Genomic DNA, 15685 nt, shown 5'->3' with positions numbered 1-15685 from the left:
TTTTTGTTCCAACCGACGAAAAAGGAATGTATGCCGGACAACGGTTACAAACTGTGTATAAGCATGGGGCCACTCCTCCTTGCAGCGAAGAGCAGCCTTGCCCGGCCCGATTTGTGCCTGTTTATTTGATACACAACCAAAAAAGCCGCCCCTGCAAATACAGGAGAGCGGCTTCCAAAAGACAGACTTCAGGCATGGACTGCTCCCCCCTAGTTTTGTTTTACGAGAGGTGGGGATTCCGAACTCTCGCGTCCGTGGGACATAGTAAAGCATATCAAATGGACATCCTTTTTAGAAGGGGAAGTTTTTCGCAGACAAAGACGTTGACAAAAGAGAAAAAGACTTTTAGTATGATCCCATAAAAGCATATCAACTTACTGGGGGATTCACGATGAAAAAACTTCTGTTTTCAGCCTTAATTTCGACGTTATTGCTCGGAATTACAGGTTGCGGCAGTTCTTCTGCACCAGCCAATCCCGATCAATCCGCGGCTCCGGATCAGTCCGCTGCCGCTCCGCAAAATCTGCTGGAAAAAGTAAAGGCGGAAGGCAAGCTGGTGATCGGCACGGAGGGCACCTACGCGCCCTTCACTTTCCACGACCAATCCGGCAAGTTGACCGGATACGACGTGGAGGTCATCACGGAAGTAGCCAAGCGGCTCGGGGTAGAACCCGTATTCCAGGAGACACAGTGGGATGCGATGTTCGCCGGACTGGACTCCAAGCGTTTTGATCTGATTGCCAATGAGGTCGGCATTCGCCCCGACCGCCAGGAAAAATACGACTTCTCTACGCCGTATTCCATCTCCCGTGCGGTACTGGTGACGCACAAAGACAATACCACCGTAAAAGACTTTGCGGACATCAAAGGACTGAAGGCGGGCCAATCGCTGACCAGCAACTACGCTGACCTGGCGCGCGAGCTGGAAGCCGAAATCGTGGCGGTCGATAACTTCAACAACGCGATGGAGCTGATTTCGACCAAGCGCGTCGATGTCGTCCTGAACGACAACCTGACCGTCCTCGACTTTCTAAAGCAAAGACCGGATACGCCGGTGAAGATCGTGAAGGTAAAAGAAGAAGGTCTGCCGTGCGGCTTCATGTTCCGCAAAGGCAGCACCGAGCTGGTCGAAGAAATCAACAAGATTTTGGACGGCATGCATGCGGACGGCACGCTGAAGCAGATCTCCGAAAAATGGTTTGGGCAGGATATTTCCAAGTAAAATCATGATTGCAGCAGGTGGCAGGATCTCTTTTTCCATCAGCGAAAAGAGATCTGCCACTTTTCTGCTTCTCCACGCAGGCGAACACCGTGGGCGGCGAAGGAAGAGCGGAATTCTTTTATTGACAAAACAGGCAAAGCCTTTTAGTATGTTCTCAACAAAAATCATATCGGTTTAGTGGGGGTTTCCATTATGAAAAAATTATTGTTCTCCGCACTCATCTCTTCTCTGTTGCTCGGAATTGTGGGATGCGGCTCGCAAGGCTCCGGTTCTTCATCCAACAATGCCGCTCCGGCCCCTGCTCCTGAACAGGCACCTGCTGAGCAAAAGGCAGAACAAAGCTTGCTGGATAAAGTAAAAGCGGAAGGCAAGCTGGTGATTGGAACGGAAGGCACCTACGCGCCTTTTACTTTTCACGACCAATCGGGCAAACTGACCGGATTCGACGTTGAGGTGATTACGGAAGTAGCCAGACGTCTCGGAGTCGAGCCAGTATTCCAGGAAACGCAGTGGGACGCCATGTTCGCCGGATTGGACGCCAAGCGCTTTGACGTCGTCGCCAACCAGGTGGGCATTCGCCCCGACCGTCAGGAAAAATACGATTTTTCCAATCCGTACACGGTATCCACGGCCGTCCTGGTCACGCATAAGGACAACAATACCGTCACGGGCTTTGACAGCATCAAAGGCCTGAAGGCAGCCCAGACCCTGACCAGCAATCTGACCGACATCGCCAAACAGAACGGCGCCGAGATCGTCGGCGTCGAAGGCTTCAACCAGGCGATCGACCTGCTCGTCTCCAAGCGTGTGGACATCACGATCAATGACGGCTTGTCCCTCCTGGACTTCCTGAAGCAAAAACCGGATACGCCAATCAAGATCGTCGCCAAACACCCGGACGGCGCCAAAAACGGCTTCCTGTTCCGCAAAGGCAGCACCGATCTGGTAGAGGCGGTCAACAAAGCGCTGGACGAGATGATGCAAGACGGCACGTTCCTCAAAATTTCCGAGAAATGGTTTGGTGCAGATGTTTCTAAGTAACCTGTTCGAGAATCCCGAGCGCGTAGACAGGTGGATAGAGATCGCGCAGACGTCGTTCTGGCCGCTCCTGAAAGGCGCACTGACCTTCTCTCTCTTGCTCTCGCTTGTCTCCTTTGCCATTGGCCTGGTCATCGCGATTCTCACGGCTTTGGCCCGGATCTCCGGCAACAAGCTGCTGTCCGGCATCGCCCGCGTCTACGTATCGATTATTCGCGGCACGCCGCTGCTGGTGCAACTGTTCATTATCTTTTACGGACTGCCCAGCATCGGCATGACGATCGATCCGTTTCCGTCGGCCGTGATCGGTTTCTCCCTGAACGTCGGCGCCTACGCATCCGAAGTGGTCCGCGCGGCCATCCTGTCGATTCCAAAGGGACAATGGGAAGCAGGCTATTCCATCGGCATGAGCTACCGCCAGGCCCTGGTGCGCATCATCCTGCCCCAGGCGGCCCGCGTATCCGTGCCGCCGCTGTCCAATTCGTACATCAGTCTGGTCAAGGATACGTCGCTGGCGGCTGCCATTCTGGTCCCGGAGATGTTCCGGAAAGCGCAGGAGATCGCGGCTGCCACCTATGAGCCGCTGCTGGTCTATTCCGAGGCGGCCTTGATCTACTGGATGATCTGTCTCGTTCTCGCTGCCATCCAGGACCGGATCGAGAGCAGGCTTGACCGCTACGTCGCCTAGAAGGGGAGCATGTACATGATTACGATCTCCAATCTTCATAAGCAATTTCACCAGCTGCAGGTCCTGAAGGGCATCTCGCTCAGCGTGGACAAAGGCAAGGTCGTGGTGATCATCGGACCGTCCGGCTCCGGGAAAACGACCCTGCTCCGCTGCCTGAACGCCTTGGAGATCCCCTCCGAGGGAAGCGTGCAAATCGGCTCCGTCCAGCTGGACTTTTCCAAAAAAGTATCCAAGCAGGACATCCAACGGCTCCGCAAGCAAACGGGAATGGTCTTTCAAAGCTACAATCTGTTCCCCCATATGACGGCCTTGCAAAACGTGATGGAAGGTCCCGTCACGGTAAAGGGAGAAAAGCCGGAGCGGGCAAAGGAAAAAGCGGTCAAGCTGCTCACCAAGGTGGGACTGGCGGACAAGCTGGATCATTACCCGGCACAGCTTTCCGGGGGGCAGCAGCAGCGCGTCGGCATCGCTCGGGCGCTGGCCATGGACCCGCAGGTCATGCTGTTTGACGAGCCGACCTCCGCTCTGGACCCGGAGCTGGTCGGCGAAGTGCTGAAGGTCATGAAGGAGCTGGCAGTGGAAGGAATGACGATGATCGTCGTCACCCATGAGATGGGGTTTGCCCGCGAGGTGGCCGATGAGATCATCTTTATGGATCAGGGCGTCATCGTCGAGCGCGGCGCACCCGAGCAGTTCTTTACCCGCCCGGCCGAGGAGCGGACGCGGCAGTTCCTGCAGCATCTGAAAGCGTAGTTTTTTCAGCGAAAAAAGACACTGTACCCCTGACCCGCAGGGAATACAGTGTCTTCTCTCATTTCTGCCCGAGATCGGGCCGCTCTTAGTCGTCCAGGAAAGCGAAGATCAACACGATAATCAGGATGATCCAGATGAAGTTGTTGTTGTGGCCAATGCCGCTCATGCCGCATTCCCTCCCTGTCGTGATGCAAGGTGAACGACAGGAGCTAGCAACTGTCGCTCCCTTTTCCAGGATATGAGAGAGTCCCCCGCTTCGTCTGGATGCTCGTCTACGAGAGGTGGAAAAACGAGAAAAAAGGGCATCGGCCTTGCATCCGGCCGCACCCTTGCAAAAATTTTACATAGCCTTTATCGTTTCTCTATTTGTTCTTAACATGGAGAATCTAAGATAAGGATTGTCAGACCCTACGATGGACATATCGTCCTCCATTGCCGCCCGTTGGCCCCCTTCTAACGGGCGGTCTTTTTTGTCCCAAGCCGTCTCCTCGATGGACATCCCCGATGGCGGGCGGTACTCTTAAGGAGAGGAGCCGCGCTCCGGCGAGAACCATAAATCATCAGCAGAAAGGTGAGGCACGATGGATACAAAAAGACCTGCCGTAATCAGACCCGGCATGTTTGGCATAGACGCTCCCGCCGACCGGCGCCGCCATGAATTCGATTTTCATAACGAGGCGCTTTTGCATCATCGGCGGGCGATCGATTTTCTCTTCTTCGGCGATTCGATTACCCACTGGTGGGATGTCGCCACCTACTTTGGCAAAGACGGTCATGCCGTCGTCAACCGGGGGATTGGCGGAGACACCACGCCGCATGCCCTGCGGCGTTTTGCGGCCGATGTGCTACAGCTCCGTCCTGCCTACGTGATTCTTTTGCTCGGCATCAACAATACATGGGCGCTGGATGAATGGCTGCCGGAGGACCGAAAGAGCGCGGAAGAAATCGAGCATGAAGTCGTCTCCGATTTGCAGCAGATGACTGCTCTCTCCAGACAGCATGGTATTGTGCCCATTCTCTGCTCGCTCCTCCCCACCCGCATGGACCGCTATGCCCGAAACGGCGAGCGTAATGAATTGGTCGTCCGCATCAACGCAGCGCTGTCGGCTTACGCCCGCTCCGCAGACGTCATCTATGTGGACTACCACTCCCACATGACAGATTCCGACGGCCTCACCTTGCGGGCAGAACTGGCTGACGACGGCCTGCACCCTCATGTCATCGGCTACGATCTGATGGCTCGCGTCCTGTGCGAGACCCTGGCCCGCCACGGAATCAGCATCGGCTAGACGGCCAGGCGGGATGCTATTCCATCATCTGCACCAGCTTGCGCGAGACGAGCAGCAGCACCGCCCCGAGAATGATCGCCATCAGCCCGATCAGGCCGAAAACCTCCAGATATCCCAGCGATTGCGTGTAGGCAGCCAGCTGTCCCGCCAAAACATTGGCGACGCCCGAGCTCGCCAGCCAGATCCCCATCAGGAGGGAGGCCAGTTTGACCGGCGCGATTTTGCTTACCATCGACAGCCCGACCGGCGAGAGGAACAGCTCACCGAGTGTATGCATGAAGTACGTCAGGATGATGATTAGCATCGACGTCTTGGCTGCTGCATCGCCGTTGCCGGTCTGGAGGATGCCGAGCAGCAGCACCATATAGCCGAGCCCCAGCAGGATCATGCCCAGCCCCATCTTCGTCGGGATGCTCCAATCTCCCTGTTTGCGGTTGGCCAGTTTGACCCAGAGAATGGAGATGATCGGCGCAAGCGTCACGATAAAGAGCGGATTGAGCGACTGAAACCAGGACGTCGGCACTTCCCAATCCCCGATGGTGCGGTCGACTAAAAGATCCGTGTACAGCGTCAGTGAGCTGCCCGCCTGCTCAAACCCCGCCCAGAAAAAGACGACAAAGCAGGCCAGGATGACAATGACCGCCGTCCGCTGCTTTTCTTTTGCCGTCAAGGGCCGATTGGCGGCCTCCTGCATCTCGGGCGCTTCACTTTTCCCGATCGGTTTCTTGCCGATCTCCCCGAGATAACGATCGCCCAGCAGGTTAAAGGCGATCTGCCCGATCACCATGCCAAGCGCGGCAGCCAGGAAACCGTAGCGGAAGCCGTAGGTCACGACGCCGTCTGCCACCGTGCGAAAATATTCTTCCGCCAAAAAGCCGCAAACCAGCGGGGCCAGAAATCCGCCGATGTTGATGCCCATGTAAAAAATCGTAAAAGCCGCATCGCGCCGCTTGTCTTCGGCCGGATACAGCTCGCCGACCAGCGTCGAGATAGTGGGCTTGAAAAAACCGTTTCCGATAATCAGAAGAGCCAGGCCCAGATACAAGCCCGCCGTGCTCTGCCAGGCGAAGAGCAGCAGATTGCCGAGAGCCATCGTCACCCCGCCGATCGTAATCGCGAGCCGCCTGCCGAGATAGCGGTCGGAGAGGTAGCCGCCCAGCGTCGGCGTAAAGTAGACCGCCCCGGTAAAAAAGCCGTAAATGCTCATCGCCGCTCCCTTTTCAAACCCGAGACCGCCGCTCACCAGCGCCGTCGTCAAATAAAGGGTCAAGAGAGCGCGCATGCCATAATAGCTGAATCGCTCCCACAGCTCTGTAAAAAACAACAGGTACAATCCCGGAGGATGCTTTTGTCTCCCTTGCTGCGAACGGTTGATCGTCGTATCCATACATAATCCTCCCCTTCGCCAGATTGTCGCTTTTTGCCAGCCCTCTTGATTGGTTTACTGTTTGCCAGCGGCGGGCGGATTATGCAAAAAAAAGAACCGCCTTGCCGAGGCAGTTCTTTGTCGCATCAGGTAAGACCGGCATCCGTCTCCGATCCCTGGATGTAGTTTTGCAATTCTTCGTAAAAGGTAGGATTGCAGGCCATCACGCTGCTTTTCTGATCAAAGGGAAGCGGCTTTCCCTCCATCGAGGTGACCCGGCCCCCTGCTTCCTCGACGAGGATTCTCCCTGCTCCAAAATCCCAGGCGTTCAGGGACAGACTGACGTAGCCATCCAGCCGTCCGGCGGCGACGTAGGACATCTCCAGCGCCGCGCTGCCCAGAAGCCGCATCCCCCGCACCTTGCTGGCCAGCCTTTTCACGATCAGGTCAATCCCCATCTGCTCGGCCTGCTTGTTCCAAAATACGCTCGTGCACAGCAGGGCCTCTTCCAGCGTGACGGTCTTTGTAAGCTCCAGCCTCTCCCCATTGAGGTAGGCTCCCTGCCCCTTGACCGCATGAAACATCTCGTCGCGGGACGGATCGTACACCACGCCGATCAGTCCCTCTCCCTTGTGGTAGACCGCAATCGAGACAGCAAAATTGATTTGCTGATGGACAAAATTGGTCGTGCCGTCGATCGGATCAATCACCCAAAGGGTTTCAAACTGGCGGGGATCTCCGGCAAAGGTGCGCTCTTCTCCCAGTATGCCGTGCTCGGGATACTTCTTTAATATCGCTTCGATCACGTGCTTCTCCACCTCTTGGTCAACAGCAGTAACCAGGTCTGAGGCAGATGTTTTATATTCCACCGTATAAGGCTGCTTCATCCGTTTGAGACTCAGTTCGCCCGCGCTTCTCGCGCAGTCCAGAGCCAGTTCCTTGAGTGCCTCCAGAGTTGTTGCCTGCACATGTATCGCCACCCACATCTTGACTTTGTTTTTAGTGTACCATACTTTGCCTGTCGGTACACCCCACCCGCGTATCAGGAAAATCCTCCTGCCGCCCCCTTTCCCGCAGCAATCGGGTAGGGGGCTACCCATTAGTTGAGTAGCCGACCTCCCACACCACCGTACGTACCGTTCGGTATACGGCGGTTCCTTAGTTCACGCAGTCACTTGTCGATAATAATCTGAGAAGAAAAGAAATCCGAGGCCTTTAATGGTGTTGTTATCGAGGGCTTTCGCGAGGATGGGGCTATTGGAGATTCTCCAGTAGCTCTTTCTTGTATTTGCGTATTCCCATGCCTTGAACTTTGGGATTCCAAACGAGATCAGCTTTTCGAATTTTGTCCTTATTCGTTTCCATTGTTTCCAGTAGATCATTCGAATCCTTCTTCTCATCCATTCATCCGTTGTTTGGAGCAGGTTCTTCATATCCGCAATCTTGAAGTAGTTGACCCATCCCATGATATAGCGTCTGAGCCTTTCGGCTCTCTCTTCATTTCCCATGCCATTGCTTCTTGCGGTTAGTTCCTTCACTCTTGTTTTCATTTTGGCGATGGATTTGGGATGGATGCGGACTTTCACTTGCCCTCGTTGGTTGTAGAATGAGAATCCCAGAAACTTCACTCGAATGGCTAGGTCCACCACGGTTTTCTCCCGATTTACTTTTAGGAACAGCTTCTTTTCAATGTAGGGGAGAATGTTGGTTAGTGTCCGTTCGGCACTTCGTCTGCTCTTGCAGAAGATGAGTAAATCATCTGCGTATCGCACAAACTTGTGTCCTCTCTTCTCCAGCTCCTTGTCCAACTCATTCAGCATGATATTACTGAGAATTGGACTCAGATTCCCGCCCTGCGGTACGCCGACTTCTGTTTCCTCAAACTTGTGCTTCACGACAACTCCTGCCCGAAGATATTTATGAATTAGTGAAATGACTCGTCCGTCCTTAATCGTTCTTGAGAGTACTTCAATGAGCTTGCTTTGGTTGACGGTGTCAAAGTATTTCTCTAGATCCATATCCACAACATAGCGGTAGCCTTCCTGAATATATTGCTGGCTGCGCCTTATGGCTTGGTGGGCACTTCGTTTGGGTCGGAACCCGAAGCTGTTGTCCGAGAACTGTTGCTCATAGATCGGCGTGAGCATTTGTGCAATTGCCTGCTGGATTACTCGATCAACCACCGTTGGGATGCCCAGGTTTCTTTTCTTTCCGTTCTCTTTTGGGATTTCTACCCTTCGAACGGGATTTGGGCGATATCTGCCCGCCAGGATTTGTTCCTTGATGGTTTCACCGTTTTCTTTGAGATATTGTAGAAGTTCATCTACGCCCATCCCGTCGATTCCGTGTGAACCTTTATTCGCTTTGACTCTTTTGAACGCTTCGTTCAAATTGTCTCTGCTTATGATTTTCTCAAGTAACCTTTCCTTCGACTCGTTTGCGTTGGTGTCGTCGGTTTCAGCTATCCTCTCAGGAACGTGCACTCCCGCATATCCTTCGTGTTCCGCACTATTCTTTTGCGGTGAGCCTTCCGTTGGAAGTTGGCTGCCCTTATCTCCTGTTTCGGTAACATTCATTGACGACCACCTCCTAAGGTTCAGCCCTTCCCTCAAGCCGTCGACTGCTCGAGGTACTATGGCGTCTGCTGACTTCTCATGATAAATCTTGTTTCAACCGTGATTCGAATGTCATCTTCTCACGTCCATGAGACCTCCCACGGTAAGACGACTCACTTTCCTCCCATATACCCGCATCATTTACACCGGAATGTCCGTGTAGTGTATTGGACTTTGCTTTGTCTCGCAAGCTTGTCCCATTCCATATGCCTGATGATGTTCGTGTTCCTCGGGCCGGGATTTTGCCTCCAGCTTCCTTCAGATTCCACCTCACGGTGGACACCCTTGCTCTTGGCTAGTGGTTGGCCACTACCAGCCCCCACAGCGGACTTTCACCGCCTAGTTAGTCGCCATGCGTGGCGCACGAAAAGAACGGAAGACCGATGGGTCTCCCGTTCTCAACGAATCTTGCACGCGGCGTCAACAGCAGCGAGTCACGCCGCCTTTTTCATACCGTTCGCGCAGGGCATACAGGTAATACTCTTTTTCCGTCATCGGGAAGAAGCCTGGCTTGGCATGTGTCTGATACCAATGCCGCAGATAACGATCATAGTCCGGCATGCCGAAGATGGTCTTGATGTTTGAGCTCAGGTGACGCAGGGACTTTTTGATCGCTCTCCACTTTTTCCTCATGCTACCGAATGTCCTTTGCCATCATAGTAATTGTCCCCTTTGGATTGAATGTAGGGGGATTCGTGCAGCTGGTACTGCTTTCCGCGCAGGATGTTGATCCACAGCCGCACGCCGTCGGCGATAATCGCGACCGTGATCACCATGAAGATCGCGCAGACGACCGCATCGATCTGGTCGTTCAAGATCATCTTCTTCGCCGCTTCGACCGAGGCTACGCCAGCGGGAAGCGTACCGGCATCTAGCGCCTTCTGGAACGCATCGGCGTGAGCCAGGAAGCTGATCTTCGGACTGGAGTGGAACAGCTTTTGCCACGCGGCTGTCAGCGTCGCGGACGTGAGCCAGATCATCGGCACCAATGTGACCCATGCATAGCGGGCTTTGCCCATTTTGAAGATGAGTGTCGTCCCGACGACAAAGGCGATTGCCGCCAGCATCTGGTTGGCGATACCAAACAGCGGCCACAGCGTGTAGATGCCGCCCAGCGGGTCTACGACGCCCTGGTAGAGGAAGTAGCCCCAGCCTGCCGTGATCACAGCGGAACCGATCAGGTTGCCCGGCAGCCAGTCGACTTGCTTCATTTTCGGGAAGATGTTGCCCAGCATGTCCTGCACCATGAAACGTCCGACGCGTGTGCCTGCGTCGATCGTGGTCAGGATGAAAACGGCTTCAAAGAGGATCGCAAAGTGATACCAGAAGGCCATCAATGCCTTGCCGCCAAGCACAGAGGCGAAGATCGTCGCCATCCCGATCGCGAGCGATGGCGCGCCGCCCGTCCGGGAGAGAATGGTCTTCTCCTGAATATCGTCAGCCAGCGTCGTAATCATATCAGGCGTAATCGTATAGCCCCAGCTCGAGATCGTCTGGGCAGCCGCAACAGCGTCCACCCCGATCACCGCAGCCGGCGAGTTAATCGCAAAGTAAATGCCCGGGGTCAGTACGCAAGCGGCGATCATGGCCATGACGGCAACAGCGGACTCCATCAGCATGCCGCCGTAACCGATCATCGGTGCGTGGGATTCCTTGGCGATCATCTTCGGTGTCGTACCGGATGAGACGAGTGCGTGGAATCCGGAGACCGCCCCGCAGGCGATGGTAATAAACAAGAACGGGAATAGATTTCCGGCAAAGACAGGGCCGGTACCGTCGATAAACTTGGTCAGAGCCGGCATTTGCAGCGGCGGGAGCGTCAGCACGATCCCCACGGCCAGCACCGCAATCGTCCCCACCTTCAAGAAGGAGCTCAGATAGTCACGCGGTGCGAGCAGCAGCCAGACCGGCAGGACGGACGCGACGAAGCCGTACGCGATAATCATCCAAGCCAGCTGCACCTTGCTGAAGGTAAAAGCGGGTCCCCATGTTGGAGAAGCGGCTACCGCCTGCCCCCACCACAGCGACAGGAACAGCAGGGCTAGCCCGATCAGCGAGCCTTCCATGACCCGCCCGGGGCGAATATACCGCATGTACAGTCCCATCAGGACCGCGATCGGCAGCGTCATAAAGATCGTAAAGGTCGCCCATGGAGAGTCAGCCAGCGCGTTTACCACAACCATGGCCAGGACGGCGATCAAAATAATCATAATAGCGACAATTCCCACCAGCGCAAGCGCCCCGCCAAACGGTCCAATCTCTTCCTTGGCGATTTGACCAAGCGACTTTCCGTTGCGTCGCATCGAACCAAACAGGATGATAAAGTCCTGCACGGCACCGCCGATGACTACCCCGACGATAATCCAGATGGTTCCCGGCAGGTAGCCCATCTGCGCCGCCAAAGTCGGCCCGACCAGCGGACCTGCACCCGCGATCGCCGCGAAGTGGTGTCCAAACAATACCCATTTGTTGGTCGGCACGAAGTCTTTGCCATCGTCGTTCACTTCTGCCGGCGTGGCCCGATTGTCATCGAGACCCATAATTTTTTTGGCGATAAACCGGCTGTAAAAACGGTACGCGACCGCATACGTACAGACAGCCGCCGTCAACATCCAGAATGAGTTGACCGACTCACCGCGGGACAAAGCCAGGATACCAAATCCGACAGCCCCCAGCGCGGCAATCCCACCCCAGATCAGGACTGAGAGAAGCCATTTTTTCATTCCTTTCTCCCCTTTACTCAAATGATCATTAGGAACATGAGGAATAAGACCTCACCCTACCCTACCACGGGGTTGTTCCTATTTTGAATCAAAATTGTCTGAACAGTAAAAATTCGAGCACGAAAGGAGAAAATACTGGGTTGAAAAGCAATGGCCCGGCTTTTTAAAAGCCGAGCCGCTTCTTCAGTTCCTTGACCACATTGCGGCTGACCGGAATCTCGGTCTTCTGCTTGTCCTGCATGACCAGATATACAGCCCCCTTAAACCAGGGCACGAGCTCCGCGGTGCGGCTGAGATTGGCGATAAAGGCGCGATGGGTACGGAAAAAATGCTGAGGCGACAGCCGGTTTTCCAGCTCCTGCAGGGTAAAGGATGTCGCGTACTGCTCGCATTCCGTATAGATCGTGGCGCAGCGGCCATCTACCGTAGCGTAGACGATCTCATGAGGATCGATCAGGATGATTTTTCCGTCTCGTTCAACGGGAATCCGCCGGGGCTGTCGGTCGGCGAGCACCGTCTGCAGCAAACTTTGCAGCTGCATCTCCAGTTGCGGAGGCTGCATTGCCCCTCGCTCAGCAGACGGCCGCAGCTTTCGCACTCGGCTGATCGTCTTTTCCAGGCGGTGTTCGCTGAAGGGCTTGACCACATAGTCTACCGCTTCGGTCTCAAAAGCCCGCACGGCGTGAATTTCATAGGCGCTCGCAAAAATGATCACCGGCGGGCGGGCCATCGATTCCAGCACTTCCTGCCCCACATCCACGCCGTCGCGGTCATGCAGATGGATGTCGAGAAAGACGGCATCCGGCTCCGCTTCGGGGATGCACTCAATCGCCTCCTCCCCGCTGGCCGCCTCGCCGATCACCGTCACGTCGGGGAATTGCTCCAGCAGATAGCGCAGCTCCTCTCGCGCCGGCGCCTCATCATCAACGATGAACACTTTTAGCACGGACGATCACCCCCAATGGCAATTCCATGACACAAGTCGTCCCCTTCCCTTTCTCACTCTGAATCACGATGCCATGAGGTTGACCGTAAATCGCTTGCAGACGGCTTCGGACATTGGACAAGCCGATGCCGGACAACTTCCGTTTTCCGTCTGTCTCTGCAGCAGACGGCAGAAAGGGATCGTGGTCCATGCCCACGCCGTTGTCGGCGACGATCAGCTCCAGCATCTGCTTGTCTTTCAAGCGGGCGGTGATTTTGACGACGCCGCCTTCCCGCTTAGGCAAAAGCCCGTGTTTGACCGCATTTTCCACCAGCGGCTGCAGGACGAGTCCCGGCACGACATAGCGGTCCACTCCCGGCTCGATGTCGTATTCCACCTTGAGCTTCTCTCCGAACCTGGCCCGCTCAATCGCCAGGTACGCCTCGATATGTTCCAGCTCCTCCGCCAGCGTCACGTACCCGCCGCTGTCGTGCAGGTTGCGGCGGAAGTATTCGCCGAGGTGGATCAGCAGCTCCCGCGCCTGCTCCGGCCTGAAGCGGATGAAGGAGACGATGGTATTGAGCGCATTGAACAGAAAATGCGGGTTGATCTGCGCGTGCAGCGCTTTGATCTCCGCGTCGGCCAACAGACGGGCCTGCTTCTCCAGATCGGCCAGCTCCAGCTGGGTGGAGATCAGATTGCCCAGACCCCGCACCAGCTCCAGATCGACGGGAGACAGCTTGCGGGAGCGGTCCTGGTACAGCTTCAGGACCCCGGCCACTTCCCCGCGCTTGCGCATCAGCGGGACGAGAATCGCGCTGCGCAAGGAACAATTGCTCTCCTTGCAGCCGATTTCCTCCTTGGTGCTGGCGATCTTCACTTCCTTGGTCGCCAGCACCTCTCGGGTCGCCTTCGTAGTTATCTCCTCGCCCACCACGTGATGGGAAGCGCCTGCCCCTACGTGAGCCAGCACCGTCTTGGTATCCGTGATCGCGACCGCTGCCACTCGGGTCGTGCTGAGGATTTCCTCTGCCACCCGTTTCGCCGATTCATAGGTCAGTCCCTGGCGGAGATAGGAGAGCGTCTTGTCCGCCACCTGCAAGGTGCGCTGCGCTTGCAGGGCGCCGATGCGATCCTCTTCGGACTTGGCCAGTTCGATAATGATGATTAAAATCGCAATTCCCAGGGCGTTCACCACGGACATGGGCACGCTGATCGCCTTGACCAAGGCAAGTGCGCTCGCATACGGCTTGGCCAAGAGCAAAATGATTCCCATCTGCATCCACTCGGCGACAAATCCTACAGCCATCGCCGTCGTCCAGCGGATCTCCCGGGTTCGCCGGAAGCGGTACACGAGACCTGCCAAGACCCCTTCGCTGATCGTCGAGATGGCGCACGCCAGATCGGTAAATCCTCCAAGGGTATACCGATGTATCCCGGCGATCAGTCCTGTTGCCAATCCCACCCACGGACCGGCGAGCAGCCCGGCCACGATGGTGCCGATGACACGCGAGTTTGCGATCGCCCCCTCGTACCAGATGCCGTTGTAGGTTCCGAGGATCGAGATGCCGGAAAAGATCAGGACCATCACGGCTTTGTCTTTATAGGTAGCGCGGTTGTTCAAGATGCTGCGAAATGCTTTGACACGGGTAAACAGCAGGGCAGCAACGACCAGCACGGCAGTGCGTTCAGCCAATGGGATCATGAGTGCCAGATTCATAAGCGTCGCTCCTCTACGAGACTGTTTTCCCTATTATCGCTAGGGATGGGAATAATGGTCAAGCGAATCGTCTGGCTAGACAGAATCATACAAACAAAAATGCCGACAGCAAATGCCGTCGGCAAGGTCATGTACGGTTGGCAGCCAAGCGTGATTACAGATTTCCGCGCAGCTCCTGCTCTCTCTCCAAAGCTTCAAACAGGGCCTTGAAGTTGCCATTGCCAAAGCCGCGGGCGCCTTTCCGCTGGATAATCTCGATAAACAGCGTCGGGCGATCCACGATCGGCTTGCTAAACAACTGCAGGAGGTAGCCCTCGTCGTCGCGATCCACCAGGACTCTCAGATTGCGCAGGGTGTCGATGTCCTCATCGATGTCCCCGACCCGCTCTTTCAGCTCTTCATAATAGGTGTCCGGCACGTAGAGAAAATCTACGCCGTTTGCACGCAGCTGGGAGACGGTTTTGACGATGTCGTTCGTCAACAGGGCGATATGCTGAACGCCCGGCCCCTTGTAGAACTCCAGGAACTCTTGAATTTGCGATTTCCGGCGCCCTTCGGCCGGCTCGTTGATCGGGAATTTGATCCGGCCCGTGCCGCTCTGCATCACCTTGGACATCAGGGCGGAGTATTCCGTGGAAATGTCTTCGTCACTGAAGTTTTGAATCGCGGTAAAGCCCATCACTTTTTGATAGTAGCCTACCCATTCGTCCATCACTTCCACATTGCCGACGATATGATCGATCCCGATCAAGCCGGTATCTGCCGCACTCACAGGCGATTCATACGCCTGGTAGCCAGGGAAAAAGGGACCGGTATAATTTTTTCTTTCAATAAAAGAGTGGACATTGTCGCCATATGTGCCGATGACGGCTTTTTTGACAGTCCCAAAGGAATCGGAAAACTCCGTGGGCTCCATGATCGGAATGGCTCCCCGTGAAACAGCCTCGCGGTACGCCTGCTCGCAATCATCGACGCGGAGCGCGACGTCCTTTACCCCGTCTCCATGCTGGCTGACGAATGAATTAATCGGGCTGTCCGGCGTCAATGAGCCAGTCAAGACAAAGGTCAGATGGTTCTGTTTCAGCACGTAGGACACCTTATCCCGCGATCCGGTCTCCAAACCGGCATAGGCAACGGCCTTGAAACCGAACGCCTTGGTAAAGTAATGCATGGCCTGCTTTGCATTTCCTACATAAAGCTCCACATAATCCCAGTCTTGAATGGGAAAGAAATCGGTGTTGCTCATCGTTACTACCCCTCCGATTTTTTCAATTTTTGCATGATTGGGATGATTTTGCCGTTATCTTGAGAGTACTATGGAAGCGTTTTCTCCTGCAAGAACACGG

The 15685-nt window shown here is 55.2% G+C and carries 13 protein-coding genes; 5 read left to right on the top strand and 8 right to left on the bottom strand.

Translation table 11 applies throughout. From position 1 onward, the window contains the following. Positions 1 to 391 precede the first annotated feature (391 nt). The 5 genes from JD108_RS06075 (at position 392) to JD108_RS06055 (ending at position 4990) form a co-directional block, all read left to right on the top strand. Complete coding sequence (locus tag JD108_RS06075; protein ID WP_198828998.1) at positions 392 to 1222, top strand: amino acid ABC transporter substrate-binding protein; 831 nt, start codon at positions 392 to 394, stop codon at positions 1220 to 1222. Between the two features lie 192 nt (positions 1223 to 1414). Beyond that, positions 1415 to 2263 (top strand): amino acid ABC transporter substrate-binding protein, encoded by an 849-nt coding sequence (locus tag JD108_RS06070; RefSeq protein ID WP_198828997.1) that lies wholly within the window; start codon positions 1415 to 1417, stop codon positions 2261 to 2263. Next, positions 2250 to 2948 (top strand): amino acid ABC transporter permease, encoded by a 699-nt coding sequence (locus JD108_RS06065; protein WP_198828996.1) that lies wholly within the window; start codon positions 2250 to 2252, stop codon positions 2946 to 2948. The genes JD108_RS06070 and JD108_RS06065 overlap by 14 nt, the downstream gene beginning before the upstream one ends. Positions 2949 to 2963: 15 nt before the next feature. After that, positions 2964 to 3701 carry an amino acid ABC transporter ATP-binding protein gene (locus JD108_RS06060; RefSeq protein ID WP_198828995.1) on the top strand — a complete coding sequence of 246 codons (738 nt, stop codon included), beginning with the start codon at positions 2964 to 2966 and terminating at the stop codon, positions 3699 to 3701. A gap of 581 nt (positions 3702 to 4282) precedes the next feature. After that, positions 4283 to 4990: a GDSL-type esterase/lipase family protein gene (locus JD108_RS06055; RefSeq protein ID WP_198828994.1), complete on the top strand. Its 708-nt coding sequence runs from the start codon at positions 4283 to 4285 to the stop codon at positions 4988 to 4990. Between the two features lie 16 nt (positions 4991 to 5006). Here JD108_RS06055 and JD108_RS06050 read toward each other — a convergent pair whose 3' ends face one another. From JD108_RS06050 to hppD, 8 genes are all read right to left on the bottom strand, one after another. Then, positions 5007 to 6377 (bottom strand): peptide MFS transporter, encoded by a 1371-nt coding sequence (locus tag JD108_RS06050; protein ID WP_198828993.1) that lies wholly within the window; start codon positions 6375 to 6377, stop codon positions 5007 to 5009. A 125-nt stretch (positions 6378 to 6502) separates the two neighbouring features. Next, positions 6503 to 7324: an inositol monophosphatase family protein gene (locus JD108_RS06045; protein WP_198828992.1), complete on the bottom strand. Its 822-nt coding sequence runs from the start codon at positions 7322 to 7324 to the stop codon at positions 6503 to 6505. Positions 7325 to 7519: 195 nt separating this feature from the next. After that, positions 7520 to 8932, bottom strand: a complete 1413-nt coding sequence (ltrA, locus tag JD108_RS06040) for a group II intron reverse transcriptase/maturase (protein ID WP_198826346.1) — start codon at positions 8930 to 8932, stop codon at positions 7520 to 7522. A 459-nt stretch (positions 8933 to 9391) separates the two neighbouring features. Continuing rightward, on the bottom strand, positions 9392 to 9604 hold the full coding sequence (locus JD108_RS06035; RefSeq protein ID WP_198828991.1) for a CstA-like transporter-associated (seleno)protein: 213 nt from the start codon (positions 9602 to 9604) through the stop codon (positions 9392 to 9394). After that, positions 9601 to 11694, bottom strand: coding sequence for a carbon starvation CstA family protein (locus tag JD108_RS06030; protein ID WP_198828990.1), 2094 nt, complete (start codon positions 11692 to 11694; stop codon positions 9601 to 9603). The genes JD108_RS06035 and JD108_RS06030 overlap by 4 nt, the downstream gene beginning before the upstream one ends. Before the next feature lie 163 nt (positions 11695 to 11857). Further along, complete coding sequence (locus JD108_RS06025) at positions 11858 to 12640, bottom strand: LytR/AlgR family response regulator transcription factor (protein WP_198828989.1); 783 nt, start codon at positions 12638 to 12640, stop codon at positions 11858 to 11860. Then, positions 12618 to 14339, bottom strand: a complete 1722-nt coding sequence (locus tag JD108_RS06020; RefSeq protein WP_198828988.1) for a sensor histidine kinase — start codon at positions 14337 to 14339, stop codon at positions 12618 to 12620. Before JD108_RS06020 ends, JD108_RS06025 begins: the two co-directional genes overlap by 23 nt. 154 nt (positions 14340 to 14493) lie before the next feature. Beyond that, on the bottom strand, positions 14494 to 15585 hold the full coding sequence (hppD, locus tag JD108_RS06015; protein ID WP_198828987.1) for a 4-hydroxyphenylpyruvate dioxygenase: 1092 nt from the start codon (positions 15583 to 15585) through the stop codon (positions 14494 to 14496). Positions 15586 to 15685 lie beyond the last annotated feature (100 nt).

Origin of the sequence: Brevibacillus composti, assembly GCF_016406105.1 — a bacterium.
In the GTDB taxonomy this organism is placed as follows: domain Bacteria; phylum Bacillota; class Bacilli; order Brevibacillales; family Brevibacillaceae; genus Brevibacillus; species Brevibacillus composti.
Note: the sequence above shows the minus strand (reverse complement) of the source record. Positions and strands in the feature narration are given on the sequence as shown.

What these genes read in the sequence shown, in the direction of transcription:
- JD108_RS06035 (WP_198828991.1), bottom strand. Translation starts at nt 9,604, where the DNA reads ATGAGGAAAAAGTGGAGAGCGATCAAAAAGTCCCTGCGTCACCTGAGC.
- JD108_RS06055 (WP_198828994.1), top strand. Translation starts at nt 4,283, where the DNA reads ATGGATACAAAAAGACCTGCCGTAATCAGACCCGGCATGTTTGGCATA.
- ltrA (WP_198826346.1), bottom strand. Translation starts at nt 8,932, where the DNA reads ATGAATGTTACCGAAACAGGAGATAAGGGCAGCCAACTTCCAACGGAA.
- JD108_RS06050 (WP_198828993.1), bottom strand. Translation starts at nt 6,377, where the DNA reads ATGGATACGACGATCAACCGTTCGCAGCAAGGGAGACAAAAGCATCCT.
- JD108_RS06070 (WP_198828997.1), top strand. Translation starts at nt 1,415, where the DNA reads ATGAAAAAATTATTGTTCTCCGCACTCATCTCTTCTCTGTTGCTCGGA.
- JD108_RS06075 (WP_198828998.1), top strand. Translation starts at nt 392, where the DNA reads ATGAAAAAACTTCTGTTTTCAGCCTTAATTTCGACGTTATTGCTCGGA.
- hppD (WP_198828987.1), bottom strand. Translation starts at nt 15,585, where the DNA reads ATGAGCAACACCGATTTCTTTCCCATTCAAGACTGGGATTATGTGGAG.
- JD108_RS06020 (WP_198828988.1), bottom strand. Translation starts at nt 14,339, where the DNA reads ATGAATCTGGCACTCATGATCCCATTGGCTGAACGCACTGCCGTGCTG.
- JD108_RS06065 (WP_198828996.1), top strand. Translation starts at nt 2,250, where the DNA reads ATGTTTCTAAGTAACCTGTTCGAGAATCCCGAGCGCGTAGACAGGTGG.
- JD108_RS06060 (WP_198828995.1), top strand. Translation starts at nt 2,964, where the DNA reads ATGATTACGATCTCCAATCTTCATAAGCAATTTCACCAGCTGCAGGTC.
- JD108_RS06030 (WP_198828990.1), bottom strand. Translation starts at nt 11,694, where the DNA reads ATGAAAAAATGGCTTCTCTCAGTCCTGATCTGGGGTGGGATTGCCGCG.